The organism is Pseudomonas sp. P116 (genome assembly GCF_020149425.1).
Taxonomy (GTDB): Bacteria; Pseudomonadota; Gammaproteobacteria; order Pseudomonadales; family Pseudomonadaceae; genus Aquipseudomonas; species Aquipseudomonas anatoliensis.
In genome coordinates this window covers 80,853-107,505 of sequence record NZ_JACVHB010000006.1, presented here as the reverse complement: position 1 = coordinate 107,505, position 26,653 = coordinate 80,853, and the positions used below count along the sequence as shown (strand labels likewise).

At 57.4% G+C, this 26,653-nt stretch carries 25 protein-coding genes and 2 tRNA genes; 5 read left to right on the top strand and 22 right to left on the bottom strand.

From position 1 onward, the window contains the following. Positions 1 to 3: 3 nt before the first annotated feature. From rimP to rlmE, 9 genes are all read right to left on the bottom strand, one after another. The gene (gene rimP / locus ICA15_RS20645; protein ID WP_042557593.1) at positions 4 to 462 is read right to left on the bottom strand and encodes a ribosome maturation factor RimP; all 459 of its coding nucleotides are present in this window, start codon (positions 460 to 462) and stop codon (positions 4 to 6) included. Positions 463 to 600: 138 nt separating this feature from the next. After that, positions 601 to 677, bottom strand: a tRNA-Met gene (locus ICA15_RS20640). Positions 678 to 774: 97 nt separating this feature from the next. Then, a tRNA-Leu gene (locus ICA15_RS20635) sits at positions 775 to 860 on the bottom strand. Between the two features lie 21 nt (positions 861 to 881). Beyond that, complete coding sequence (secG, locus tag ICA15_RS20630; protein WP_027610782.1) at positions 882 to 1,268, bottom strand: preprotein translocase subunit SecG; 387 nt, start codon at positions 1,266 to 1,268, stop codon at positions 882 to 884. Between the two features lie 4 nt (positions 1,269 to 1,272). Continuing rightward, the gene (tpiA, locus tag ICA15_RS20625) at positions 1,273 to 2,028 is read right to left on the bottom strand and encodes a triose-phosphate isomerase (RefSeq protein WP_016986498.1); all 756 of its coding nucleotides are present in this window, start codon (positions 2,026 to 2,028) and stop codon (positions 1,273 to 1,275) included. A 65-nt stretch (positions 2,029 to 2,093) separates the two neighbouring features. Continuing rightward, positions 2,094 to 3,431 carry a phosphoglucosamine mutase gene (glmM, locus tag ICA15_RS20620; protein WP_150617093.1) on the bottom strand — a complete coding sequence of 446 codons (1,338 nt, stop codon included), beginning with the start codon at positions 3,429 to 3,431 and terminating at the stop codon, positions 2,094 to 2,096. Positions 3,432 to 3,447: 16 nt separating this feature from the next. Continuing rightward, positions 3,448 to 4,299 carry a dihydropteroate synthase gene (folP, locus tag ICA15_RS20615; protein ID WP_210554498.1) on the bottom strand — a complete coding sequence of 284 codons (852 nt, stop codon included), beginning with the start codon at positions 4,297 to 4,299 and terminating at the stop codon, positions 3,448 to 3,450. Positions 4,300 to 4,307: 8 nt separating this feature from the next. Next, a complete protein-coding gene (ftsH, locus tag ICA15_RS20610; RefSeq protein WP_042557588.1) occupies positions 4,308 to 6,215 on the bottom strand; it encodes an ATP-dependent zinc metalloprotease FtsH in 1,908 nt (635 codons plus the stop codon). 203 nt (positions 6,216 to 6,418) lie between these two features. Further along, positions 6,419 to 7,048, bottom strand: a complete 630-nt coding sequence (gene rlmE, locus ICA15_RS20605) for a 23S rRNA (uridine(2552)-2'-O)-methyltransferase RlmE (protein ID WP_150617091.1) — start codon at positions 7,046 to 7,048, stop codon at positions 6,419 to 6,421. A gap of 101 nt (positions 7,049 to 7,149) precedes the next feature. Between rlmE and ICA15_RS20600 the strand changes: the two genes are divergently transcribed. After that, positions 7,150 to 7,458 carry a YhbY family RNA-binding protein gene (locus tag ICA15_RS20600; RefSeq protein WP_042557586.1) on the top strand — a complete coding sequence of 103 codons (309 nt, stop codon included), beginning with the start codon at positions 7,150 to 7,152 and terminating at the stop codon, positions 7,456 to 7,458. A gap of 9 nt (positions 7,459 to 7,467) precedes the next feature. Here ICA15_RS20600 and ICA15_RS20595 read toward each other — a convergent pair whose 3' ends face one another. The 8 genes from ICA15_RS20595 to grpE all read right to left on the bottom strand — a co-directional run bounded on the left by ICA15_RS20595 (position 7,468) and on the right by grpE (position 17,945). Next, complete coding sequence (locus ICA15_RS20595) at positions 7,468 to 7,872, bottom strand: MFS transporter (RefSeq protein WP_150595162.1); 405 nt, start codon at positions 7,870 to 7,872, stop codon at positions 7,468 to 7,470. Positions 7,873 to 7,900: 28 nt separating this feature from the next. Further along, positions 7,901 to 8,377: a transcription elongation factor GreA gene (gene greA, locus ICA15_RS20590; RefSeq protein ID WP_042561951.1), complete on the bottom strand. Its 477-nt coding sequence runs from the start codon at positions 8,375 to 8,377 to the stop codon at positions 7,901 to 7,903. A 2-nt stretch (positions 8,378 to 8,379) separates the two neighbouring features. Continuing rightward, positions 8,380 to 11,601: a carbamoyl-phosphate synthase large subunit gene (gene carB, locus ICA15_RS20585; RefSeq protein WP_210554497.1), complete on the bottom strand. Its 3,222-nt coding sequence runs from the start codon at positions 11,599 to 11,601 to the stop codon at positions 8,380 to 8,382. Positions 11,602 to 11,727: 126 nt separating this feature from the next. Further along, positions 11,728 to 12,864, bottom strand: a complete 1,137-nt coding sequence (carA, locus tag ICA15_RS20580; RefSeq protein ID WP_047299697.1) for a glutamine-hydrolyzing carbamoyl-phosphate synthase small subunit — start codon at positions 12,862 to 12,864, stop codon at positions 11,728 to 11,730. 257 nt (positions 12,865 to 13,121) lie between these two features. Continuing rightward, positions 13,122 to 13,928 carry a 4-hydroxy-tetrahydrodipicolinate reductase gene (gene dapB / locus ICA15_RS20575; RefSeq protein ID WP_150604096.1) on the bottom strand — a complete coding sequence of 269 codons (807 nt, stop codon included), beginning with the start codon at positions 13,926 to 13,928 and terminating at the stop codon, positions 13,122 to 13,124. Between the two features lie 9 nt (positions 13,929 to 13,937). After that, a complete protein-coding gene (dnaJ, locus tag ICA15_RS20570) occupies positions 13,938 to 15,062 on the bottom strand; it encodes a molecular chaperone DnaJ (RefSeq protein ID WP_038357478.1) in 1,125 nt (374 codons plus the stop codon). Between the two features lie 297 nt (positions 15,063 to 15,359). Beyond that, positions 15,360 to 17,276 carry a molecular chaperone DnaK gene (gene dnaK / locus ICA15_RS20565; protein WP_150617089.1) on the bottom strand — a complete coding sequence of 639 codons (1,917 nt, stop codon included), beginning with the start codon at positions 17,274 to 17,276 and terminating at the stop codon, positions 15,360 to 15,362. A 102-nt stretch (positions 17,277 to 17,378) separates the two neighbouring features. Continuing rightward, complete coding sequence (grpE, locus tag ICA15_RS20560; RefSeq protein WP_042557580.1) at positions 17,379 to 17,945, bottom strand: nucleotide exchange factor GrpE; 567 nt, start codon at positions 17,943 to 17,945, stop codon at positions 17,379 to 17,381. A gap of 242 nt (positions 17,946 to 18,187) precedes the next feature. Between grpE and recN the strand changes: the two genes are divergently transcribed. Beyond that, positions 18,188 to 19,861 carry a DNA repair protein RecN gene (gene recN / locus ICA15_RS20555; RefSeq protein WP_210554496.1) on the top strand — a complete coding sequence of 558 codons (1,674 nt, stop codon included), beginning with the start codon at positions 18,188 to 18,190 and terminating at the stop codon, positions 19,859 to 19,861. Between the two features lie 75 nt (positions 19,862 to 19,936). Here recN and fur read toward each other — a convergent pair whose 3' ends face one another. Then, positions 19,937 to 20,341, bottom strand: a complete 405-nt coding sequence (gene fur / locus ICA15_RS20550; RefSeq protein WP_150595101.1) for a ferric iron uptake transcriptional regulator — start codon at positions 20,339 to 20,341, stop codon at positions 19,937 to 19,939. Positions 20,342 to 20,438: 97 nt separating this feature from the next. On the opposite strand from fur, the gene ICA15_RS20545 reads away from it, so the two are divergent. Continuing rightward, entirely contained in the window at positions 20,439 to 20,966 is a 528-nt protein-coding gene (locus ICA15_RS20545; RefSeq protein ID WP_042557578.1) for an outer membrane protein assembly factor BamE, read from the top strand. Positions 20,967 to 21,026: 60 nt separating this feature from the next. Here ICA15_RS20545 and ICA15_RS20540 read toward each other — a convergent pair whose 3' ends face one another. Genes ICA15_RS20540 through ICA15_RS20530 form a run of 3 tightly spaced genes read right to left on the bottom strand, consistent with a single transcriptional unit; the run spans position 21,027 to position 23,179 of the window. Beyond that, positions 21,027 to 21,341, bottom strand: a complete 315-nt coding sequence (locus ICA15_RS20540; RefSeq protein ID WP_210554495.1) for an RnfH family protein — start codon at positions 21,339 to 21,341, stop codon at positions 21,027 to 21,029. Continuing rightward, the gene (locus tag ICA15_RS20535; protein WP_150604100.1) at positions 21,334 to 21,768 is read right to left on the bottom strand and encodes a type II toxin-antitoxin system RatA family toxin; all 435 of its coding nucleotides are present in this window, start codon (positions 21,766 to 21,768) and stop codon (positions 21,334 to 21,336) included. The genes ICA15_RS20540 and ICA15_RS20535 overlap by 8 nt, the downstream gene beginning before the upstream one ends. Positions 21,769 to 21,775: 7 nt before the next feature. After that, positions 21,776 to 23,179, bottom strand: a complete 1,404-nt coding sequence (locus tag ICA15_RS20530; protein WP_042557576.1) for a sodium-dependent transporter — start codon at positions 23,177 to 23,179, stop codon at positions 21,776 to 21,778. Positions 23,180 to 23,298: 119 nt separating this feature from the next. On the opposite strand from ICA15_RS20530, the gene smpB reads away from it, so the two are divergent. Then, on the top strand, positions 23,299 to 23,781 hold the full coding sequence (gene smpB / locus ICA15_RS20525; protein WP_007900551.1) for an SsrA-binding protein SmpB: 483 nt from the start codon (positions 23,299 to 23,301) through the stop codon (positions 23,779 to 23,781). 103 nt (positions 23,782 to 23,884) lie between these two features. Here smpB and ICA15_RS20520 read toward each other — a convergent pair whose 3' ends face one another. Then, complete coding sequence (locus ICA15_RS20520; protein ID WP_150604102.1) at positions 23,885 to 24,652, bottom strand: FCD domain-containing protein; 768 nt, start codon at positions 24,650 to 24,652, stop codon at positions 23,885 to 23,887. Positions 24,653 to 24,913: 261 nt separating this feature from the next. Between ICA15_RS20520 and ICA15_RS20515 the strand changes: the two genes are divergently transcribed. Continuing rightward, positions 24,914 to 26,608 (top strand): lactate permease LctP family transporter, encoded by a 1,695-nt coding sequence (locus ICA15_RS20515; RefSeq protein ID WP_047299695.1) that lies wholly within the window; start codon positions 24,914 to 24,916, stop codon positions 26,606 to 26,608. The last annotated feature ends 45 nt before the right edge of the window (positions 26,609 to 26,653 follow it).

The following is a 26,653-nucleotide window of genomic DNA, read 5'->3' as shown; positions in this document are numbered from 1 at the left end:
GTCTCAGTCAAAACTGGGAATAATGTTGGCCTTGTCGATCATATCGATCGGCAACAGAAACTCATGGTCATCTACCTGCACCACGACATCCTGTTCTTCTACACCGCGCAGAAGGCCCTGAAAGTTGCGTCGACCTTCAAAAGGCGAGCGCAGCTTGATCTTCACTTGTGCACCGACAAACTGGGCGAACTGCTCGATAGTGAACAGTGGGCGCTCCATGCCAGGCGAGGAAACTTCGAGGGTGTATTCAACGGTGATTGGATCTTCAACATCCAGGACACCGCTGATCTGACGGCTGACAATGGCGCAATCGTCCACCAGCACACCGCCCTCTTTATCGATATAAACGCGCAACATCGAGTGACGACCTTGAGCCGAAAACTCAATACCCCAGCATTCATAGCCTAGGGCCACGACCACCGGGGCCAGCAAGGCCTGCAACTCTTCTAGCTTGCTCGACACCTGAACCCCCTAGTGCATGTATGTGCATGCTATGCAGAATAAAAAAATGGGCGAAACGCCCATCCTTGAAACGCCGTCGAACAGCGGCGTTGAAAGTGTCCAGCTAACAAAAAGCCCCTTAAAAGGGGCTCTTTAAACTGGTTGCGGGGGCCGGATTTGAACCGACGACCTTCGGGTTATGAGCCCGACGAGCTACCAGACTGCTCCACCCCGCGACAAAGCTGGGGCGGAAGTATACGACCGATCCCTTATAGGGTCAATCTAACCTTCCACCTGCAAGAAAGCCCGCAACAGCGGGCTATCCTGACTAATTGGTACCGAGAAGGGGACTCGAACCCCTACACCCTATGGGCACAACCACCTCAAGGTTGCGTGTCTACCAATTCCACCACCTCGGCAAAACTACATTGAAACCCTTCTTACTTCTGCTCTTGAGCTGGAGGTACGTCAGTCGCTGGAGTAGCCGACTTTTGCTCTTGAAGCACCGGTACATCATCAGAAGCCGGTTGTTGTTGCTTAGGTACTTCCAACACTGCTGGATCTGGCAAACCTGCTTGAGTCAGCTGATGAGCTTTCTCTTTAGCAAAGTAACCTAACCCCAAGCTGGTTATGAAGAAACCGGCGGCAAGTATAGCAGTAAACTTACTAAGAAAGGTAGAGGAACCTTGGCTTCCGAACACAGTATTTGAAGCACCTGCTCCGAAAGACGCGCCAGCGTCCGCACCCTTACCCTGCTGCAGCAAAACCAGAGCAACTACGCCCAATGCACCCAGCAGATGAAAAACGACTACGACTGTTTCCAGCATTTTTTCAGTTTCCCGCGGCGCGACAGATCGCACCGAACTCATCTGCATTCAGGGAAGCTCCACCAATGAGCCCCCCATCGATATCCGGCATGCCGAACAGTTCGACCGCATTGGCCGCCTTCACGCTGCCGCCGTATAGAAGCCGCACACCTCGTGCGACTTCAGAATTCTCTGCCGCCAACTGCTCACGAATGGCTTTATGCACATCCTGAGCCTGTTGCGGTGTTGCAGTCAGCCCGGTACCAATGGCCCAGACCGGCTCGTAAGCTATTACTGCCTTGGCAAAGGCACCTACACCCAGCTCCTCGATGATGCTGCCAAGCTGACGCCCGACAACTTCAAGAGTTTTACCGGCTTCGCGCTGCTCAAGGGTCTCCCCTATGCACAACACCGGAATCAAGCCACATGCCTGTGCCGCTGCGAACTTGCGATTCAGCATTCCGTCTCGCTCGCCCATTATCTGACGGCGTTCGGAGTGCCCGACAAGCACCAGGGAACAACCTGCATCCACTAATTGACTCGGTGCAATCTCACCGGTCAATGCACCTTGCATGGATTCCACCGCAGAATTCTGCGCGCCGACCGAAATCGACTTGCCCTTCAAGCCATCAATCACTTGATTGATATACAAGCAAGGCGGAAATACTGCGACATCAACACCGCTTGGCAAGGCCAGATGACGAAGGCCGTTGATCAGCTCAGCGACGCTGGCGCGGGTACCGTGCATCTTCCAGTTACCAGCTACCATAGGGCGACGCATGCTGTACCTCGTCGGTCAAAGTGGGCGCAGATGTTACCCAACACAATCATGGCTTGCAAGCCGTATCAGGCAGAAACTTCAGTTACCAGTTTTGCCAGTTCTTCGGCATAGCCGCGAACAAGGGTTTCGTCCTCGCCTTCGACCATCACACGCACCAGAGGCTCTGTGCCGGACTTGCGCAGGAGCACACGTCCACGCCCAGCCATCGCCTGTGTTACACGCGCACTGGCTTCCTTGACTGCTGGATGCTCCAGCGGGCTTTCGCCACCGCCGAAACGCACATTGATCAGCACCTGAGGGCACTTGCGTAACGCTTGGCGAGCTAGCGCCAGGCCTTCATTACGCGTTTTGAGCGCCATCAATACTTGCAGAGCCGCAATGATCGCATCACCAGTCGTGGTGTGATTGAAACAAACGACATGCCCCGAATTTTCACCGCCGACCAGCCAATTACGCTCCAGCAATTCAGCGATCACGTAGCGATCGCCAACGTTGGCACGAATGAATGGAATCGAAAGATCGGCGAGCGCCAACTCAAGACCGAGGTTACTCATCAGGGTGCCGACCACACCGCCCTGCAGCTTCCCACGCTCGTGCAGATCACGCGCAATGATGAATATCAATTCGTCGCCATCAACGATTGCGCCAGTGTGATCGACCATCAAGACCCGATCGCCGTCACCATCAAAGGCGATACCCAGATCAGCGTGCTCAGCCAAGACTGCCGCCTGAAGCTGACCCATATGGGTCGAACCGCAGTTGTCATTGATATTCAGGCCATTGGGTTGCGCCGACAGCACGACCACGTCCGCACCCAGCTCTCGAAAAACGCTCGGGGCAACTTTATAAGTCGCGCCGTGAGCGCAGTCGATGACAATCTTGAGGCCGGAAAAACTGGTGCCGGTTGGCACACTGCTCTTGCAGAATTCAATGTAACGACCGGACGCATCGTTGATCCGCGACACCTTGCCGATCTTGCTCGACTCGACCACGGTCATCGGGGTGTCGAGCAGCTCTTCGATCATCAACTCCAGTTCGTCCGGCAGCTTGGTGCCTTTTCCGGAGAAGAATTTGATGCCGTTATCGTCATGCGGGTTGTGCGAAGCACTGATCACAATGCCAGCCTCGGCCTGGAACGTGCGCGCCAGGTAAGCGATGGCGGGCGTCGGCATTGGACCAAGCAGCATTACATCGGCACCTGCCGATGTCAGGCCAGCCTCCAGCGCCGACTCGAACATGTAGCCGGAAATTCGCGTGTCCTTGCCGACCAGCACCTTGCAGGCCCCCATCTTCCGGAACGCCATTCCAGCAGCCCAGCCAAGCTTGAGCATGAAGTCAGGAGTAATCGGGTATTCACCGACTCGACCACGAATGCCGTCAGTACCAAAGTATTTCTTGCTCATAAGTGCTCCATCATTCTTATTCGGCTGATTCGACGGCCGCGATCATTCGCACGACATCTACTGTTTGCGCCACATCATGGACACGCAATATACGCGCCCCCTTGACCGACGCCAGCGCAGCCAGTGCAAGACCACCGTACAGACGTTCGCCCACAGGCCGATTCAATGCATGCCCGATCATGCTCTTGCGCGAAACACCCACCAGCAAAGGGCGGCCCAGCGCATGCAGGGCTTCCATATGCTTGAACAAGCTTAGATTGTGCTGCAGGGTTTTGGCGAAGCCGAAGCCGGGATCAAGGATGATTCGATCGGCCGGAATACCTGCTAATGCACATTGCGCCCTGCGCTCGGCAAGAAACTCGCCCACTTCCCGAGTGACATCATTGTATTGAGGATTGTCCTGCATATCACCCGGCTCTCCGAGCATATGCATGAGGCATACCGGCAAACCGGTTGCGGCTGCCGCATCCAGCGCCCCGTCACGCCGTAGTGATCGCACATCGTTGATCAACCCAGCACCAAGACGCGCGGTTTCGCGCATCACGGCAGGTGTCGACGTATCGACCGAGATGATCACATCGAGCTCGCGATTGATCAGCTCGACAATCGGCGCCACGCGCTCGAGCTCTTCCAGCGGTGACACCGCGCGCGCACCAGGGCGAGTAGATTCGCCGCCAACATCAATTAACGTCGCACCAGCCGCAACCATGGCTTCGGCGTGGCGCAAAGCCTCGTCGAGCTGGCTGTATCGGCCGCCATCGGAGAAAGAATCGGGAGTGACATTGAGAATACCCATGACATGCGTCTGGGCCAAATCAAGAACCCGGTTGCCGCAAGGCAACCGGGTCAGGGACTGTACAGAAGTCATTTCAAACCTTAAACGTCAGCAGCCGGACCGCCGATCGGTGTTTCCGGACGCTCATCCTGGACAACTGGAGGCGGCGGTGTACCGGTGCCACCCGACCAATCGCGAGGCTCACGAGGCGTACGGCCAGCCATGATGTCGTCGATCTGCTCAGCGTCGATCGTTTCGTACTTCATCAGGGCATCAGCCATGGCATCGAGCTTGTCACGGTTATCCGTGAGGATCTGCTTGGCTGTGCCGTAGCACTGATCAATGATGCTGCGCACCTCCGAGTCAATCAGCTTGGCCGTATCACCGGAGAAGCTGGCAGCCTGTCCACCACCGCCGCGACCAAGGAACACTTCGCCCTCTTCTTCGGCATACATCAGCGGACCAAGTTTTTCCGACAGGCCCCACTTGGTCACCATGTTTCGCGCAATCTGACTGGCACGCATGATGTCGTTGGAAGCACCGGTGGTCACACCGTCGAAGCCCAAGGTCATTTCTTCAGCGATACGGCCGCCGTACAGCGAGCAGATCTGACTGATCAACGCACGCTTGGACAGGCTATAGCGATCTTCTTCCGGCAGGAACATCGTCACACCCAGCGCACGACCGCGCGGAATGATCGAAACTTTGTAGACCGGATCATGCTCAGGCACGACGCGACCAACAATAGCGTGACCCGCTTCGTGATAAGCCGTGTTCTGTTTTTCTTTCTCGGACATGACCATCGATTTGCGCTCGGCGCCCATCATGATCTTGTCTTTGGCCAGCTCGAATTCCTTCATCTCGACGATGCGCTTGCCGCTGCGAGCAGCGAACAGCGAAGCTTCGTTGACCAGGTTGGCCAGGTCGGCACCCGAGAAGCCTGGAGTACCACGCGCGATAACACCCGGAGCGACGTCGTCGCCCATTGGCACTTTGCGCATGTGAACCTTGAGAATCTGTTCGCGACCACGGATGTCCGGCAGACCAACAACAACCTGGCGGTCGAAACGGCCCGGACGCAGCAGCGCAGGGTCGAGTACGTCAGGACGGTTGGTTGCAGCGATCACGATGATGCCGTCGTTCATTTCAAAGCCGTCCATCTCAACCAGCAACTGGTTAAGAGTCTGCTCACGCTCATCGTGACCGCCGCCCATGCCGGCGCCACGATGGCGACCGACGGCGTCGATTTCGTCGATAAAGATGATGCATGGAGCGTGCTTCTTGGCCTGCTCGAACATGTCACGGACGCGGCTCGCACCGACACCAACAAACATTTCGACAAAGTCGGAACCGGAAATGGTGAAGAACGGTACCTTGGCCTCACCGGCAATTGCCTTGGCCAGCAAGGTTTTACCGGTACCCGGAGGACCGACCATCAAGACACCGCGAGGAATTCGACCGCCCAGACGCTGGAACTTGCCCGGATCACGGAGGAACTCGACCAGCTCGCCAACTTCTTCCTTGGCTTCATCGCAACCGGCAACGTCAGCCAAAGTGGTTTTCACCTGATCTTCGGAGAGCAGGCGCGCCTTGCTCTTGCCAAAGCTCATCGGCCCACCCTTGCCACCCGCACCGCCCTGCATCTGGCGCATGAAGAACATGAACACCGCGATGATCACCAGGATCGGGAAGCTGGCCACCAGAAGCTGGGTCCAGATGCTTTGCTGCTCAGGCTGCTTGCCTTCAACCACAACGTGGTTGTCGACCAGATCGCCGATCAGACCATTGTCCTGAATAGCCGGACGAATGGTCTTGAAGCTGTCGCCATCGCTGCGCTTGCCGGTAATCACATAACCATCAACGGCTACGCGCTCGACCTTGCCATCCTTGACCTGCTGGATGAAGTCGGAATAGTTGAGGGTCTGCGGCTCGTTAGGGCTGGAGAAGTTGTTCATCACCGTCACCAGGACAGCCGCGATGATCAACCACAGGATCAGATTCTTTGCCATATCGTTCAATTAACTACCCTCTGAAGCAAGCTCCGCTACTGGCGCGCGCTTCGCATGATATTCACCGGCCTAACTTACTACATTACCTACAACTCTGGCAGGCGCCGTCTGTAACCCTTTGTGAAACACTTTCTACACGATATTCGTTAATGCGCCCGGAGCGAAATGCGAAAAACCTATCGCCCTGGTCGAATTACGTCGTTTTACTCGCTACGGCCGCGGTAGCCCCAAGCCAGCATGTATTGCTCCCGGGAACTGCCCCGGGACGAATCCGGCTTGATCATCTGGATCTTGTCGAACTTCTTGCGGGCATCCTTCAGGTACACATCGAAACCTTCGCCCTGAAAGATCTTGATCACAAAATTACCACCCGGCTTGAGTATCCGCTCCGCCAAATCAAGAGCCAGCTCGCAAAGGAACATGGCTTTTGGCATATCCACTTCAGGCGTACCACTCATATTGGGGGCCATATCGGAAATCACAAGGTCCACCTGCGAATTACCTACGGCGTCGAGGATCTGAGCGAGTACCGCGTCTTCGGTGAAGTCACCCTGGATGAATGTCACGTCAGGGATGCTGTCCATCTCCAGGATGTCCGAGGCAATCAGACGCCCCTGACCACCGATCAGCCGGCTAGTCACCTGCGACCAGCCACCAGGCGCCGCACCCAGGTCGACAACGCTCATGCCAGGACGGATCAGCTTGTATTTCTCCTGGACCTCCAGAAGTTTGTAACTCGCACGCGAACGGTAGCCATCCTTCTGCGCCTGCTTCACATAGGGATCATTGACATGTCTTTTCAGCCAACCAAGGCTTGTCTTGGAACGCGCCATTGGGCACCTCGATGATAAGGGTCGTGATTAGTTGGGCGGATCCACGAACCCTCGGGTAAAATGGCCGCCATTTTACAGAATCCAGACGAAAGGGTCAGATTATGCCGCTCACTCCAGAGCAGAAGAAACAGTACAAATCCATTGGTCACCATCTGAAACCAGTTTTGACTGTGGCGGACAACGGTTTGACTGAAGGTGTGTTAGCCGAACTTGAACGCGCCTTGGCGGATCACGAGCTGATCAAAATCAAGCTCAACATCCTCGATCGCGAGTCGCGCCTGGCGTCCATTGCAGAACTGTGCAAGGTCGGCAAAGCGGATCTGGTTCAGGTCATCGGCAAGATGGCACTGCTTTACCGCAAGAACTTCAGCGTCAACAAGCAACTGTCGAACGTTCATCGCTTCAAGTGATGACAAGGGTCAAGGGTGTGCTTCGCGCACCCTGCCACTCCATCCCGGCACCGGCTGCATCACCAGCACCAGCCCGGAAAACCCCAGCACCAGATAGCTGAACACCTGCCATCGCTGCGCATCCGGCCAGCCGACACGCACTGCGACATACATCGCACACGCGTACAACGCCATCAACAGCACCTGCCCGCGAAAATCCCGCCATAGACTGGCAAGGCCCTCGGCCTGTAGCAGCACCAAAGCCTGAAATATCACGCATGCGGCGGAAAAACCCACCACCAGCACTTCAAATGCACTGGCAACTTCGTCGATCAACAGCGGCGCCAGGCCAATCCTGACCAACGCCGGCTGCAAACCGAAATGAATCAGCCAGAGACCGCCAACCCACAACATCTGGGTCAGCTGCCAAAGCATGGCGCCCGCATGCAGCGGGCGCCCGGTTTCAGATGTGACGGACTTCGACAATCTCGTACTCGATAACGCCACCTGGCGTTTTCACGGCGACCGTATCGCCCTCTTCCTTGCCGATCAAGGCGCGGGCCAGAGGCGAACCGACCGAAATCTTGCCGAGTTTGAAGTCAGCCTCATCCTCACCCACGATGTGGTAAGTGACGCTTTCATCCGTCTCGACATTGGCGATTTCGACGGTGGTACCGAAGATCACTTTGCCGGTATGAGGAATGGTCGTGACATCAATGATGACCTGATTCTGAATCCGGCCTTCGATGTCACGAATCCGCGCCTCGACCATGCCCTGCTGTTCGCGGGCGGCATGGTATTCCGCGTTCTCTTTCAGGTCACCCAACTCGCGGGCCGTCCCGATGTCCTGGCTGAGCTTCGGACGGACGACCTTGGTCAGGTGAGTGTGTTCTTCTTCCAGAGCTTTCGCGCCCTGAACTGTCATTGGGTACTTGGTTATGCTCATGCCTTCAATCCTGCGTGTAGATCCTGCAAGCGACGCACGGTCTTTTCCGGACCGAACTTCAGCGCTTCACAGATAGCTTCGCCAGCAGCAATGGTGGTGGTGCAGTAAATCTTGTGCTGCAAGGCATTACGACGAATGGAGTAGGAATCGGCGATCGACTGGCGACCTTCGGTGGTGTTGATGATCAGCGTGACTTCGTCATTCTTGATCATGTCGACCACGTGCGGACGACCCTCGGTCACCTTGTTCACACGGCGCACTTTCAGGCCTGCGGCTTCGATCAGCTTGGCAGTACCGGCAGTGGCAACCACTTCGAAGCCCAAGTTGATCAGATCACGAGCCACGCCTGCAACCAGTGGTTTGTCATCATCACGCACGCTGATGAATGCAGTGCCGCCGGTTGGCAGCACTTCGCTCGCGCCCATTTGGGCTTTCGCGAACGCTTCACCGAAGGTGTCACCGACACCCATCACTTCACCGGTCGACTTCATCTCTGGGCCGAGGATCGGGTCAACGCCAGGGAATTTGGCGAACGGGAAGACCGCCTCTTTCACGCTGTAGAAATTCGGGATGATTTCTTTGGTGAAGCCGATTTCTTTCAGGGTTTTACCCGCCATCACGCGAGCCGCGATCATGGCCAGGGAAACACCGATGCACTTGGATACGAACGGCACGGTACGGGAAGCGCGCGGGTTGACTTCGATGACGTAGATGTCTTCGCCTTGCAGAGCCAATTGCACGTTCATCAGGCCGACAACGCCCAGTTCCAAGGCCATTTTCTTGACCTGTTCGCGCATCTCGTCCTGGATGTGCGCCGGCAGCGAGTACGGCGGCAGCGAGCAAGCGGAGTCACCGGAGTGAACGCCAGCCTGTTCGATGTGCTGCATGATCGCGCCGATTACCACATCTTTGCCGTCGCAGACCGCATCCACGTCCATCTCGATGGCGCAGTTGAGGAAGTGGTCGAGCAGCACCGGGCTGTCGTTGGACACTTTCACTGCGTCACGCAGATAGCGCTTGAGTTCTTCTTCTTCGTAGACGATTTCCATCGCACGGCCGCCCAACACGTAGGACGGGCGAACCACCAGCGGATAACCGATCTTGGCCGCAGCACGAATGGCTTCGTCTTCGCTGCGCACAGTAGCGTTTGGCGGCTGACGCAGGTTCAGGCGCTCAACCATTTGCTGGAAGCGCTCACGGTCTTCGGCACGGTCGATGGCGTCAGGGCTGGTGCCGATGATTGGCACGCCAGCGGCCTCCAGGGCGCGAGCCAGTTTCAGCGGGGTCTGGCCGCCGTACTGGACGATGACGCCTTTCGGCTTCTCGACGCGGCAGATTTCCAGCACGTCTTCCAGGGTTACCGACTCGAAGTACAGACGGTCGGAAGTGTCGTAGTCAGTGGAAACGGTTTCCGGGTTGCAGTTGACCATGATGGTCTCGTACCCGTCTTCGCGCAGAGCGAGGGCGGCGTGTACGCAGCAGTAGTCGAACTCGATGCCCTGACCGATGCGGTTTGGACCACCGCCGAGGATGATGATCTTGTCGCGACCCGACGGCGCTGCTTCGCATTCTTCCTCGTAGGTCGAATACAGATAGGCGGTATCAGTGGCGAACTCGGCAGCACAGGTGTCAACGCGCTTGTAGACCGGGAACACTTCCAGCTTGTGACGGTGAGTCCGCAGGTTCTTCTCGGTAACACCCAGCAGCTTGGCCAGACGCTGATCGGAGAAGCCTTTGCGCTTGAGCTTGAACATCAGATCGCGGTCGATCGCGGACAGACCCAGGGTCTTGACCTTCTCTTCATCCTTGATCAGATCTTCGATCTGTACCAGGAACCACGGATCGATCATGTTCATGCCGAAAATTTCTTCGACGGTCATGCCAGCGCGGAAAGCGTCAGCCACGTACCAGATACGCTCGGCGCCCGGTACGGTCAGTTCGCGCTTGAGGATGCTCATGCTTTCCGGGTTGCTCAGGTCGAGCTTCTCGTCCAGACCGCAAACGCCCACTTCCAGACCACGCAGGGCTTTCTGCAGGGATTCCTGGAAAGTCCGGCCGATCGCCATGACCTCACCCACCGACTTCATCTGAGTGGTCAGACGCGCGTCAGCCTTAGCGAATTTTTCGAAAGCAAAGCGTGGCAGCTTGGTGACGACATAGTCGATCGACGGTTCGAAGGACGCCGGGGTCTTGCCGCCGGTGATGTCGTTCGACAGTTCGTCGAGGGTGTAGCCCACAGCCAGTTTGGCCGCAACTTTGGCGATCGGAAAACCGGTGGCTTTCGAAGCCAGGGCCGAAGAACGCGATACGCGCGGGTTCATTTCGATCACGACCATACGGCCAGTGTCCGGGCAGATACCGAATTGCACGTTGGAACCGCCGGTCTCGACGCCGATCTCGCGCAATACCGCCAGAGAGGCGTTACGCAGGATCTGGTATTCCTTGTCGGTCAGGGTCTGAGCCGGAGCAACAGTGATCGAGTCACCGGTGTGCACGCCCATCGGGTCGAAGTTTTCGATCGAGCAGACGATGATGCAGTTGTCGTTTTTGTCGCGGACAACTTCCATTTCATATTCTTTCCAGCCGATCAGCGATTCGTCGATCAGCAGCTCTTTGGTCGGCGACAGGTCCAGACCACGGGCGCAGATTTCTTCGAACTCTTCACGGTTGTAAGCGATACCGCCACCGGTGCCGCCCATGGTGAACGACGGACGGATGATGCACGGGAAGCCGAGGGTTTCGAGAACCGCGTTGGCTTCTTCCATGCTGTGGGCGATACCGGAGCGCGGGCACGCCAGGCCGATGGATTTCATCGCCTTGTCGAAACGCGAACGGTCTTCAGCCTTGTCGATGGTGTCGGCGTTGGCGCCGATCATTTCCACGCCGAACTTCTCCAGAACGCCTTCGCGCTCCAGGTCGAGGGCGCAGTTCAGAGCGGTCTGGCCGCCCATGGTCGGCAGCAGTGCGTCTGGACGCTCTTTCTCGATGATCTTGGCAACGGTCTGCCATTTGATCGGTTCGATGTAGGTGGCATCGGCCATCGACGGGTCGGTCATGATGGTGGCCGGGTTGGAGTTCACCAGGATGACGCGGTAACCCTCTTCACGCAGGGCTTTACAGGCCTGGGCGCCGGAGTAGTCGAATTCGCAAGCCTGGCCGATAACGATCGGGCCAGCGCCGAGAATCAGGATGCTTTTAATGTCTGTACGTTTTGGCATGGGTTTGTCACTCAAATCCGCAGGTCAGTCGGCAAGCCGTCTTGATCGATTTCTGAAGCCTCGAAGGGGCCGCCGGTAGCGGGGCCACCCTCAAGGGGCTTCTCTCTACAGTCTCAAGGCGAACGCTTAGCGTCGCTTGGCCATCTCGTTGATGAAGCGGTCGAACAGTGGCGCCACATCATTCGGGCCCGGGCTCGCTTCAGGGTGACCCTGGAAGCTGAACGCGCTCTTGTCGGTGCGCTCGATACCTTGCAGGGTGCCGTCGAACAGCGATTTGTGGATCGCGCGAACGTTGGCTGGCAGGGTTTCTTCGTCTACCGCAAAACCGTGGTTCTGGCTGGTGATCATTACGACGCCAGTGTCCAGATCCTGCACCGGGTGGTTGGCACCGTGGTGGCCGTGACCCATTTTCAGGGTCTTGGCGCCGGAGGCCAGAGCCAGCAACTGGTGACCGAGGCAGATACCGAATACCGGAATTTCGGTTTCCAGCACTTCCTTGATCGCCTTGATGGCGTAGTCGCATGGCTCCGGGTCACCAGGGCCGTTGGACAGGAACACGCCATCCGGTTTCAGTGCCAGCACGTCGGCAGCAGGCGTTTGCGCCGGCACGACGGTGACGCGGCAGCCGCGCTCGACCAGCATGCGCAGGATGTTGACCTTGACGCCGTAGTCGTAGGCAACCACGTGGTATGGCAGCTCGGAGGCTTCGATGGTCGCGTGGCTGTCGGTTTTCAGATCCCAGACCGTCGAGCGCCATTCGTATTGCTTCTTGGTGCTGACGACTTTCGCCAGATCCATGCCCTTCAGACCCGGGAAGCCTTGCGCAGCGGCGATGGCGGCTTCTTCGGAGATGTTGTCGCCGGCCATGATGCAGCCGTTCTGGGCGCCTTTTTCCCGAAGGATGCGGGTCAGGCGACGGGTGTCGATACCGGCGATTGCCACAACATTGTTGGCCTTCAGGTAATCGTCCAGAGACATCGTGTTACGCCAGTTGCTCGCCACCAGCGGCAGGTCACGGATGACCAGACCGGCAGACCAGACGCGATCCGACTCGGCATCTTCCGGCGTGGTGCCGGTGTTGCCAATGTGCGGGTAGGTCAGGGTAACGATCTGTTGGGCGTAGGAAGGATCGGTAAGGATTTCCTGATAGCCGGTCATTGCGGTGTTGAACACCACCTCACCAACGGTTTGACCGTCGGCACCAATGGCTTCGCCGCGAAAAATGCTGCCATCAGCAAGGGCAAGTATGGCTGGCTTAGTCAAGAAGACCTCCCGTAAATAACGCATGAAAGGGCGATCGCAGGTTGTAAAAAAGCGGAATGACGTATGGACACGTCACCCCGCTTGTTCACTGAATTATTCTGCGCGCTTTTAGTGGACACACTAAAGCTGTAGCTTACAGAAAAAGGCTTTTTTGGTCTACCGCCAATGAGCCCGAAAGGGCAGAGAATGCGACAGGGCGTCGCTCGGCGGAAAAAACCGGGCTCAAACATATGGTTTGAACCCGGTTTCTGGAGCACTTAATGCAGATCGAGCACGTCTTGCATGTCGTAAAGACCCGGCGCACGACCATCCAGCCACAACGCAGCACGCACCGCGCCCTTGGCGAAGGTCATGCGACTGGAAGCCTTGTGCGTGATCTCGAGACGCTCGCCTTCACAGGCGAACAGCACGGTGTGATCACCGACAACGTCCCCACCGCGCACCGTGGCAAAACCAATGGTTTCACGCTCGCGCACACCGGTGTGACCTTCACGCCCATAGACCGCAACTTTCTGCAGATCACGGTCCAGCGCGCTGGCAATCACTTCACCCATGCGCAACGCCGTACCTGACGGCGCATCGATCTTGTTTCGGTGATGCGCTTCGATGATTTCGATATCCGCATCATCACCGAGCACACGCGCAGCCATATCAAGCAGCTTCAGCGACAGATTGACCCCGACACTGAAGTTGGCGGCGAACACGATGGGAATATCCTTGCCCGCCTCCGCCAACAGACGCTTCTGCGCGGCATCCAGCCCGGTCGTGCCGATGACCATGGCCTTGCCTGCCTTACGACAGAAGGCCAGGTTTTTCAGCATGACTTCAGGCAGCGTGAAGTCGATCAGCACATCGAACTCATCAGCTACTGCTTCGACATGACCAGACAACGGCACGCCGATTCGCCCCAGCGATGCCAGCTCACCGGCATCGACGCCAATCAGCGTGCTGCCCGGGCGAACGATCGCGGCAGTCAGCCCGGTCAGCGGCGCGCGCTGCTGCACGGCCTCGACCAGGATCTTACCCATGCGCCCGGCGGCGCCCATCACTGCAATACGTCGCATGCCGACTCCTTACAAATCGCCGAAGAAGCGCTTTACACCATCGAACCAACCGGTGGTTTTCGGCGAGTGGCTGTTGTCATCGGCCAGCGAGCTGCGGAACTCTTCCAGCAATTCACGCTGACGACGGTTCAGATTGACCGGGGTCTCGACAGCCACACGGCACATCAGATCGCCCGCACCGCCGCCACGCACTGGAGCAACGCCTTTGCCACGCACGCGGAATTGCTTGCCGGTCTGGGTGCCTTCAGGGATTTTCAGTTTGACGCGACCGTCGAGGGTCGGAATCTCCAACTCGCCGCCCAGCGCTGCATCGACAAAGCTGATTGGCACTTCGCAGAACAGATGCTTGCCGTCACGCTGGAAGATGTCGTGTTCGCGGACATTGATGACCACGTACAGGTCGCCAGTCGGACCACCCTGAGTCCCCGCCTCGCCTTCGCCAGACAGACGGATGCGGTCGCCAGTATCAACGCCGGCGGGCACTTTGACCGACAGGGTTTTGTACTCTTCGACACGACCGTCGCCATGGCAGGAATCGCACGGATCGGAAATGATCTTGCCTTGGCCATGGCAGCGCGGGCAGGTCTGCTGAACCGAAAAGAAACCTTGCTGCATGCGCACCTGACCGATGCCGCCGCACGTCGGGCACGTCGAAGGTGACGAGCCTTTCTTGGCGCCCGAGCCATCGCACGGCTTGCAATTGACCAGCGTCGGCACGCGGATATTCACCGAGGTGCCACGCACCGCTTCTTCCAGATTCAGCTCCAGGGTGTAGCGCAAATCGCTGCCACGCTGGGCGCCGCCACGGGAACCGCCGCGACCGCCACCGAAGAAATCACTGAATACATCGCCAAAGATGTCAGAGAAGTTCTGACCGCCGAAACCGGCACCGCCGCCGCCCATGCTCGGATCAACGCCTGCATGACCGTACTGGTCGTACGCCGCGCGCTTGCTCGAATCGGACAGCACTTCGTAGGCCTCATTGGCCTCTTTGAACAGTTCTTCCGATGCTTTGTCATCGGGATTACGGTCCGGGTGATGCTTCATCGCCAGACGGCGATAGGCCTTTTTCAGGTCCGCATCGCTTGAGCCACGCTCAACACCCAACACTTCGTAATAATCACGCTTTGCCATAAGTTCTTCGCACTCTTGAGGACGTTCGGCAAACCCCTCCTGAGGATGGCCAAACTCGTTGAGCCCCAATACAGGCCCGGACCCAACTCACGTCAATTCAACGATCCTGGTCTTTGATTCATGCGGTACTTTCGGCGCGAAAAGCAGGAGCATTCCAGGCCATACCACCAACACGCGAGCCTTGTCGCATGCTGTAAAAATTCGCGTATTCCAGATACGCCAACGCGGGAGCAAGCTCCCGCGCGGCGACATCCTACCAGTCACCGCCTGAAGGCAGTCAACCGGCCGACCAACAACTTACTTGTGGTCTTTAACTTCTTCGAACTCAGCATCGACAACATCGTCGGCTTTTTCAGCTTTCTCGTCTTGCGGTGCTGCGCCTTCAGCAGGCTGAGCCTGTTCGGCGTACATCTTCTGAGCAACCGGAGCGGAGACTTTCGACAGCTCTTCGACTTTCGCTTCGATGGCAGCCTTGTCATCGCCTTTCACAGCGGCTTCCAGAGCAACCACGGCAGCTTCGATCGCGGTTTTCTCTTCGGCGGTAACTTTGTCACCCGCGTCAGCGATCATTTTGCGAGTCGAGTGAACCAGTGCATCACCCTGATTACGGGCGCCAGCCAGCTCTTCGAACTTGCGGTCTTCCTCGGCATTCGCCTCGGCGTCACGCACCATGCGCTCGATTTCTTCGTCGGACAGACCGGAGTTGGCCTTGATCACGATCGACTGAGTCTTGCCGGTGGCCTTGTCTTTCGCGCCAACGTGCAGGATGCCGTTTGCGTCGATGTCGAAGGTTACTTCGATCTGCGGCACGCCACGTGGTGCAGGTGGAATGTCGGCCAGGTCGAACTTGCCCAAGGACTTGTTCTGAGTGGCTTGCTTACGCTCGCCTTGCAGGACGTGAATGGTCACGGCGCCCTGGTTGTCGTCGGCAGTCGAGAACACTTGCGATTTCTTGGTAGGAATCGTGGTGTTTTTCTCGATCAGCGCGGTCATCACGCCGCCCATGGTTTCAATACCCAGGGTCAGCGGGCTGACGTCGAGCAGCAGAACGTCTTTCACGTCACCGGCCAGAACGGCGCCCTGGATGGCAGCACCCATGGCAACAGCTTCGTCCGGGTTAACGTCTTTACGCGCTTCTTTACCGAAGAAATCGGTAACCAGCTTCTGTACCAGCGGCATACGGGTCTGACCACCGACCAGAATCACGTCGTTGATCGCGCCAACGTCCAGACCTGCGTCTTTCATGGCGATGCGGCAAGGTTCGATGGTGCGCTGAACCAGGTCTTCAACCAGTGCCTCGAGTTTGGAACGCGAAATTTTCACGTTCAAGTGCTTAGGACCGGTGGCATCTGCAGTGATGTACGGCAGGTTGACGTCGGTCGACTGAGCGGACGACAGCTCGATCTTGGCTTTCTCAGCAGCTTCTTTCAGGCGCTGCATGGCCAGCGGGTCACCTTTAAGGTTCATGCCGCTTTCTTTCTTGAATTCGTCAACGAGGTAGTCGATCAGACGAATGTCGAAGTCTTCACCGCCCAGGAACGTGTCACCGTTGGTGGCCAACACTTCGAACTGGTGCTCGCCGTCAACTTCAGCGATCTCGATCACGGAAACGTCGAAAGTACCGCCACCCAGGTCATAAACGATCACGGTGTGATCGCCCTTGGCCTTGTCCATACCGTAAGCCAGAGCGGCTGCGGTTGGTTCGTTGATGATACGTTTAACGTCCAGACCCGCGATGCGGCCGGCGTCTTTGGTCGCCTGACGCTGGCTGTCGTTGAAGTAGGCCGGAACAGTGATCACTGCTTCGGTGACTTCCTCGCCGAGATAATCTTCGGCGGTCTTCTTCATCTTTTTCAGGATTTCAGCCGAGATTTGTGGCGGTGCCATTTTCTGGCCGTTCACTTCAACCCAAGCGTCGCCGTTGTCAGCCTTGGCGATCTTGTAAGGCACCATCTGGATGTCTTTCTGCACAACTTCTTCGTCAAAACGACGACCGATCAGACGCTTTACGGCGTACAGAGTGTTGTGCGGGTTGGTGACTGCCTGACGCTTGGCAGACTGACCAACCAGAATTTCGCCATCGTTGGCGTAAGCGATGATCGACGGCGTGGTACGCGCGCCTTCAGCGTTTTCAATAACTTTTGCTTTGCCGTTTTCCAGCACGGAGACGCAGGAGTTGGTAGTCCCCAGGTCGATACCGATAATTTTGCCCATGTTAACTCTCCCGAAACTTTGGATTTGGATGCCGCAGCAGTGGTGGCTGACTGCGGTAGCACTTAAACGCTTGACTTCTAAATGGGGGCCTTGCGGCTAATTTCAAGCCTGCTCATCAATAGAAGGCGAAACTGGCGCTGGCGCCTTGCTGACCACGACCATGGCCGGGCGCAGCAGGCGACCGTTGAGCTGATAGCCCTTCTGGAACACCTTCAGAACGCTGTTCGGCTCGACGTCTGCGCTTTCCTGCATGGCCATTGCCTGATGCTGAACGGCGTTGAACGGTTCGCCATGCGGATCGATCGCTTCAAGCTGATAACGCTTGAGGGTGTCGTGGAACATTTTCAGGGTCAGCTCGATGCCTTCGCGCATCGGACGGATGCTTTCGTCGTCCGGGTTCGACAACTCGAGGCCGCGCTCCAGACTGTCGACGATCGGCAGCAGGTCGCTGGCGAATTTTTCCAGCGCAAACTTGTGCGCCTTCTCCACGTCCTGCTCGGCACGACGACGGACGTTCTGCAGATCGGCAGCAACACGCAGAGACTGATCCTGCGCGGCGGCCAATTGCTCTTCGAGCACTTGTACACGGGTCGCCAGGTCGTCACCCGAACCCTCGGGCGCCTGATTGGCTTCTGGGTTTTGCTTATCTACTGTCTGTTCGTCAGCCATAGAATTCTCCTTTCAATATCGTCCGCGAGTTCGACTCGCGCTTCTGTCCCGATATATGGGGCCGCAAAATCAGGCTTCAAGGGGGCTCAAGCATTAACCCTACAAAAAAGTGCTGCTTTTTTTCATTCCTCGATGAGCTAAGCATTTGAAACGCTCAAGCGAATCGACCTAAGTGAGGGCATTGTCAGCGCCAAACAAAACACTGTATAAATAACCAGACCTAAAGCCTGGGAGCGGCCTTTATGCTGGTGCACCTGTCCGTACATAACTACGCCATCGTTGAACATCTCGATCTTGAACTTGATCGCGGGATGAGCGTGATCACAGGGGAAACCGGCGCCGGCAAGTCGATCATGCTCGACGCCCTGGGCCTGACCCTTGGCGATCGTGCCGACAGCGGAGTCGTCCGCCCGGGCGCCGACAAGGCCGATATCCTGGCAACCTTCGACCTGGCCGATATCCCCGAAGCCAGCGCCTGGCTGGCCGAGCGCGATCTGGACATCGACGGCCCGTGCATCCTGCGCCGGGTCATTACTTCGGAAGGACGCTCTCGTGGCTATATCAACGGTACGCCCTGCCCGCTAGGCGATTTAAAGTCGCTTGGCGAATTACTGATCGATATCCACAGCCAGCACGAACACCAGTCTCTTCTGAAAACCGATACCCATCGTCGCCTGCTGGACGAATACGCTGGCGCGACCGACCTCGCCCGCCAGGTACAACTGGCGGCGCAGCGCTGGCGTCAGACTCGCCAGGAGCTGGAGCGTCTCTCCAACTCCGGCGACGAACAACGCGCGCGCCATCAACTGCTCAGCTACCAACTCGAAGAGCTCGAAAACCTCGGGCTCGGCGATAACGAACTCGAACAGCTGGAACAGGAACACAAGAACCTGACCAATGCTGAAACCCTGCTCGGCATTTGCCGACAAGTGGTCGAACAATGCAGCGAAAGTGATTCCGGCAATGTGCTGAATGCACTGACCGCCAGCCTCAATCGCCTGTCGAGCGTGAACAATTCCGTTGTGGCCCTCGGCGAAGCCAGCAGTTTGCTGACCAGCGCACAGATTCAGGTCGAAGAGGCTGTCGGTGAGCTCAATCGCTTCCTCGATAAATTCGATGCCGACCCGGCACGCCTGCAATATCTGGAAGAGCGCCTCGACGCCATTTACATGCTGGCGCGCAAGCATCGGATCCAGCCGACAGAAGTCGGTGAAATGCAGCAAAAACTGCTGGATGAAATCGAAACGCTCAATGCCAATGACGAATCCATTGAGCGATTGGGCGACGAGTTGGCCTCCTATGCCCGCCACTATCAGGAAAAGGCACGGGAGCTGAGCGATTTGCGCCATCAGGCAGCCGGCAGCCTGGCTAGTGCGGTGGAGTTGGAGATTCAGCGTCTGGGCATGCCTGGCGGTCGATTCACCATTGAGCTGCGCGCCAACAGCAGCGACGAACTCTTGCCTAATGGCCTCGAACAAGTCGAATTGCTGGTGAGCGCCAACCCCGGCCAGCCGCTGAAGGCGCTGGCGAAAGTCGCATCCGGTGGTGAGCTTTCGCGGATCAGCCTGGCAATCCAGGTAATCACCGCGCAGACCTCTCGTGTTCCAACCCTGGTGTTTGACGAAGTCGACGTGGGCATTGGCGGCCCCACGGCTGAAATTGTCGGCCAGTTATTGCGCCGACTCGGTGAGCGCGGTCAGGTATTGACCGTCACGCACTTGCCACAAGTGGCGGCTCAGGGGCATCAGCACTTGTTCGTGCACAAGGTACGCGGGGAAGAGGCAACGCACACCGCCGTTTCCAAGCTGAGCAAGAACGACCGTATAGAAGAAGTGGCACGGATGTTGGGCGGTATCGATCTGACCAAAGAGTCTCTGGCGCACGCGAAGAAAATGGTCGTCACCGCAAAAGTTTAAGAATGGCAGAAAGCACGAAGGCGACCCTTGGGTCGCCTTCGCTCGTTTCGCGAACCTGAAATTCGCGCGACATGCTTACTTTTTCTTGCGTACGTACAGCACCAGATTGTGATCCACCATCTCAAAGCCATGCTTCTCGACGATCGACTTCTGAAGTTTTTCGATTTCTTCGTCGAAGAACTCGATCACTTCACCGGACTCCACGTCGACCATATGGTCGTGGTGGCCACCGTCGGCCAATTCAAACACAGCGTGGCCGCCGTCGAAGTTGTGACGGACCACCAGGCCAGCGGCTTCGAACTGGGTCAGAACACGGTAAACCGTGGCCAGACCGACGTCCTCGCCCGCTTCCATCAACGCCTTGTAGACGTCCTCGGCACTCATGTGACGCTGCTCTGTAGAGTCGAGCATTTGCAGGATCTTGACCCGTGGCAGGGTCACTTTGAGGCCAGCTTTGCGTAGTTCGCTATTTTCAACCATGGTCAGCTTTCTCGCGATGCTGCTTCGCAGCTTCTCTTAATACGGGTATGATCGGCGTTTACGTTGTCCCAGCCAAGATAGTGGAAGTCGCCCACCGATGCAAAACACCAAGCTCTTGCTAACCAGTTTCACCTTTGTGGGACTGCTCGCACTCGCCGGTTGTTCATTCCCCGGGGTTTACAAAATCGACATCCAGCAGGGCAATGTCGTCACGCAGGACATGATAGACCAGTTACGCCCGGGAATGACCCGGCCGCAAGTACGGTTTATCATGGGCAACCCTCTGCTTGCCGACACGTTCCATGCCGATCGCTGGGATTATCTGTATAGCCTGCAACCTGGTGGCGGTGAACGTCAGCAGGAACGCATGAGTGTTATTTTCAACTCGAACGACCAGCTCGTCAGCCTGTCCGGTGACTTTATGCCGGGCGTGAGCCGTGACGAAGCGATTCTCGGCAAGGACAGTGGCACCAACGTGACCGCTCCTGCTGAAAACGCCGAGAAGCCAACACCGGAAAAACCGGTCAAGCCAGGCTCCCTGCTGGATCAGATCCAGAAGGACGTCGATGGTGTAGAAACCGTTCCGGTTCCGACGCCAGAGCCGCTGGACACCTCGCCGCAATAATTTGCGACGCAATAAAAAACCCGGAAATTCCGGGTTTTTTATTGTCTGCCGTTTGGCTTCTTACTGATTTCGAGCTTTCGCCTCAGCTGCCTTGGCAGCACGCAAGCGCCGCACCTCTTTCGGATCGGCGAGCAACGGCCGGTAAATTTCGATGCGTTCCCCCGCCCGAATCAGGCGAACCTCTGGATCAGCGATTACTTTGCCGAAGATCCCTACCGGGCATTCGGCCAGATCAAGCTCAGGGAACTCGTCGCCAATTCCGGACTTGAGCAAGGCATCACGCACCGTTACCCCTTCGGGAACACTGACCGTGCGCAAGACCTGACGATCAACGGCCGCATACACGACCTCTATTTCGATCACCGACTCAACCATGCATCTGTTTGGCACGCTGACAGAATGCATCCACCAGCGTGTTCGCAGCCTGATTGAACAGCGGCCCCAGCGTGGCACGCACAATCGGCCCTGCGTAGTCGAACGACAGATCGAGGCTGATCTTGCAGGCCTTCTCGTTCAGCACCTTGAATACCCAGACGCCGTGCAACTGATTGAACGGGCCTTCTTCGAGATTCATCTCGATCGATTGCCCCGGCACCAGCGTATTGCGCGTCACGAAATGCTGACTGAGGCCGCCCTTGGCCACGCCGACGCTTGCACGCATATGCTCAGCCGAGCTCTCCAGCACCTCGGCAGACGAGCACCACGGCAGAAATTCCGGATAACGCGCCACGTCATTGACCAGGTCGTAGAGAAATTGCGCCGGGTACGGCAGCAGCGCCGATCGTTGAATATGTGTCGTCATGTAAGCGTTACTTCCAGAGCTGAGCGGCAAACACTACAAGAATGCCGATGGGCGCCACATAGCGCATCAGGAACAGGGACAGGGCGAACAGCGCCGGATTGCGGATCGACAATTCGTCGCGCACCGCTTCACGGCCCATCACCCAGCCTGCAAACAACACGAAACACAAACCACCGAGTGGCAACATGATCCGCGAGGTGAAGAAATCGATCACGCCGAAGAAGTCCAGACCGCTTGCCGCACCCCATTGATAGAGATGGAACATCCCGCCTTCGTTCACGAAAAACTTGGCTTCCTTCCAGATATTGAAGGAAAACACAGTGCCCAAACCGACGAACCAGCAGGTAAAAGCCAACCAGAATGTGACCCAGGCGCGGCTGATTTTCGTGCGTTCAACCAGGTACGCGACCATCGGCTCCAGCAGGGAAATCGCCGAACTCCAGGCGGCAACCGCCACCAGTACGAAGAACACTACCCCCATCAACTGACCGAACGCTACGTTACCAAAGGCAAATGGCAGACTGACGAACATCAGGCCAGGGCCTTCGCTCGGGTTCAGGCCCGCGGCGAACACGATCGGAAACAAGGCCAGACCAGCCACCAGCGATACAAACGTATCGAGCAGCGCCACACCGACGACCGTGCCAGAGAGCGATGAATTCTTCGGCATGTAAGCGCCGTAGATCATGATCGAACCGACGCCCACGCTCAGCGAAAAGAACGCATGGCCCATCGCCGGGAGCAATCCGTCGAGGACTTTTTCCGGGTGGAAGTCGAACATGAAATGCACGCCTTCCATGAAATGCCCGGTGGTCATGCTGTAGCCGAGCAGCACCAGAATCATCACAAACAGCAACGGCATCATGATTCGCAGGCTGCGTTCAAGCCCGGCGACCACGCCTTTGGCGATCACCAGCGCTGAAAGCAGCATAAAAATCGTGTGCCAAAGTGTCAGGCGCCACGGATCAGCGATCACATTGCCGAAGTAGGCACCGACCTGAGCGGCCGTGGCACCTTGAAAGTCGCCACGGCCCATATCGATGATGTAGTCCAGCGACCAGCCGCCGACCACACTATAAAAAGACAGGATCAACAACGCCGTGATCATCCCGGCGAAGGCCCCCCACGACCACTTGCCCGAATGCCCGGCTTCCACCGCCAGCACCTTCAAAGCATTGGCCGGACTCTGCCGCGCGCGGCGGCCGATAAGGGTTTCAGCCAACATGACCGGGATCCCGATCAACGCGATACATGCCAGAAACATCAGCACAAAGGCGCCGCCGCCGTAGACTCCGACCATGTACGGAAACTTCCAGATACTACCCAGTCCCACGGCCGAACCGGTCGCGGCGAGTATGAATACCCAGCGGCTAGCCCAACTGCCGTGGACAGAAACCTTGTCTGTCGACATCGTTTATCACGCCCAAGCGTTAGAAAAAGAGGCCGCATTGTCCGGGATTCACTCAACCTGCTCAAGCACGCAGCATCACCGTAGCCGACAGCCGTTTATCTCCATATAATGCCGCCCCTATGGCTAAACAGAAGAAACACCCAACAGGGACCATCGCGCAGAATAAAAAGGCGCGACACGATTACTTCATCGAGCATAAGTTCGAGGCTGGTCTGGTCCTGGCCGGCTGGGAAGTAAAAAGTCTGCGGGCAAGCAAGCTGCAACTGGTCGACAGTTACGTGCTGCTCAAGGATGGCGAGGCTTGGCTGCTCGGCAGTCACATCACGCCTCTGATGACCGCCAGCACCCACGTCATCGCTGACCCGACGCGCACGCGCAAGTTGCTGCTCAACCGCCGCGAGCTGGAAAAACTCGCCGCGGCAGTGCAGCAAAAGGGTTACGCCTGCGTATGCCTGTCCTGGTACTGGAGCAAGCACATGGTCAAGTGCGAGATTGCTTTGGGCAAGGGCAAGAAGGAATACGACAAGCGTGATACAGAGCGCGAACGCGACGCCGGTCGTGAGTTGCAGCGCGCGGTGCGTAACAAGGGCAAGGAAGACTAGTCTTCCCCCCAAAAGCAAAGATCGCAGCCTGCGGCAGCTCCTACAGGGAAATACGAATCCCCGTGTAGGAGCTGCCGCAGGCTGCGATCTTTTGCTTAAAAAATCACATTCCCTTGCGCCGCTCAGCCCGAGCCATGCGCTGAACTTCCTGCCGCACCTCTTCCAGCACTTCCTGCACATACAAAATGTGGCGACTGGAAACCTCCCGTGCCTGCTCCGCACGCCCCTCAATAATCGCCAGATACAATTCCCGATGCTGGGTAATCAGCATGTCGCGGGTTTCCGTGCGCTGCTTATACATGCCGCCGATGTTGGTCACGACGTTACGCTTGAGCAGATCGAACAACCCACGAATGGTGTGCAACAACACGGCGTTGTGGCTGGCCTCGGCAATCGCCAGATGAAACTTCGCATCCGCCGCACCCTCTTCCGCCCGGCTCACTTCGTCATGACGCGAATAGCAGTCCTGTAACTCTTCGAACGCCGCAGTCAGCCGTTCGCGATCCACATCAGTTGCGCGCAATGCAGCGTAATAGGCGCACGATGCCTCCAGGGTATGCCGGAACTCCAGCAAATCGCGCTGCGCCTCCGGATTGCTTTCGAGCAGTTGCAGCAGCGGATCGCTGAACGTCGAACCCAGCGATTCCACCACATAGTTGCCACCGCCCTGCTTGCTGATCAGCAAACCCTTTGCGGCCAGCTTCTGAATCGCTTCGCGCAACGATGGACGCGAAACCCCGAACTGCTCAGCCAACGTGCGCTCAGCCGGCAGCCGCTCACCGGACTTCAGCGTGCCCTCGAGGATCATCCCCTCGAGCCGCTCGACAATATCGTCAGACAAACGGCGCTGACGTATCTGATCAAACCCCATAACTCACTTCTCCACGAGCCCGACCGCTCGCCGGGCTCTCTATTCTGGCCTATCGGCGCCATCACGACACCTACCAGAAAACGCTCGCTCGAACGGATCAGATGACTTCTGCACCGCTTATTCGACAAAAGTTTCAGGGCGACAAATTGACACACCCGCATCAAGGCTTTTACCCTAGCCAACAGCGATTGTAAATTGGTCTTACCAATTAACCAAGAACGCTGACAGTGCCTGACCAACAACAATTAGGGGCCACCCCATATGCAAACCTGGCAACAGATCTATAGCCCGCTCGGCAGTCTCGGCGTTTCCGCACTCGCGGCCGTCATTCCCATCGTTTTCTTCTTCCTCGCGTTGGCGGTGTTCCGCCTCAAAGGTCATGTGGCCGGTAGCATCACGCTCGCCTTGTCCATCGCCGTGGCCATTTTCGCTTTCCAGATGCCGGTCGACATGGCGTTTGCCGCTGCCGGTTATGGCTTTGCCTATGGTTTATGGCCGATTGCCTGGATCATTGTCGCGGCGGTGTTTCTGTACAAGCTGACAGTCAAAAGTGGTCAGTTCGAAGTTATTCGCAGCTCCGTACTGTCGATTACTGATGACCAGCGCCTGCAGGTGCTGCTGATCGGTTTCTGCTTCGGTGCATTCCTGGAAGGTGCCGCCGGTTTCGGTGCGCCGGTCGCGATTACCGCTGCACTCCTTGTAGGCCTGGGTTTCAACCCGCTGTATGCCGCAGGCCTGTGCCTGATCGCCAACACCGCGCCGGTTGCATTTGGCGCCCTGGGGATTCCGATCATCGTGGCCGGCCAGGTCACCGGTATCGACGCCTTCAAAATCGGCGCCATGACCGGTCGCCAGCTACCGCTGCTGTCGCTATTCGTGCCGTTCTGGCTGGTGTTCATGATGGACGGCATGCGCGGCGTGCGTGAAACCTGGCCGGCCGCACTGGTGGCGGGCCTGAGCTTTGCCATTACTCAGTACTTCACTTCGAACTTCATCGGCCCGGAACTGCCGGACATCACCTCGGCCCTGGCCAGCCTGATCTCCCTGACCCTGTTCCTGAAAATCTGGCAGCCAAAACGTACCGCTGGCGCGCAAATCGCCGGCGCGACTTCCAGCGCCGCCATCACCGGCAGCGTCGGCGGTTTCGGCCAGAAGCGCGCCACCGCGGTTTCCCCTTACAGCCTCTGGGAGATTTTCATCGCCTGGTCGCCGTTCCTGATCCTCACCGTGCTGGTGACGATCTGGACGCTCAAGCCTTTCAAAGCCATGTTCGCCGCTGGTGGCTCGATGTACGCGTGGGTGTTCAACTTCGCGATTCCGCACCTTGATCAATTGGTGATCAAGACTGCACCGATCGTGGCCGCTCCGACCGCCATTCCAGCCGTGTTCAAACTTGACCCGATTTCCGCGACCGGCACGGCGATTTTCTTCTCCGCACTGATCTCGATGCTGGTGCTGAAGATCAATTTCAAAACTGGTCTGACCACTTTGAAAGAGACCTTCTACGAACTGCGCTGGCCTATTCTGTCGATTGGCATGGTGCTGGCTTTCGCGTTCGTCACCAACTATTCCGGCATGTCCTCGACCATGGCTCTAGTGCTGGCGGGTACCGGCGCAGCGTTCCCGTTCTTCTCGCCGTTCCTGGGCTGGCTGGGCGTATTCCTCACCGGTTCCGACACATCGTCCAACGCCCTCTTCAGTTCGCTGCAAGCCACCACCGCGCACCAGATCGGCGTCAACGACACTCTGCTGGTTGCGGCAAACACCAGCGGCGGCGTCACCGGCAAGATGATCTCGCCGCAATCCATTGCTGTGGCCTGCGCTGCGACCGGCCTGGTCGGTAAAGAGTCGGATCTGTTCCGCTTCACCCTCAAGCACAGCCTATTCTTTGCAACGATTGTCGGCCTGATCACGCTGGCGCAAGCCTACTGGCTCACCGGCATGCTGGTGCACTAAACCTACAAGAAGACTACAAGCAACATGGAAATAACCGACGCCGGT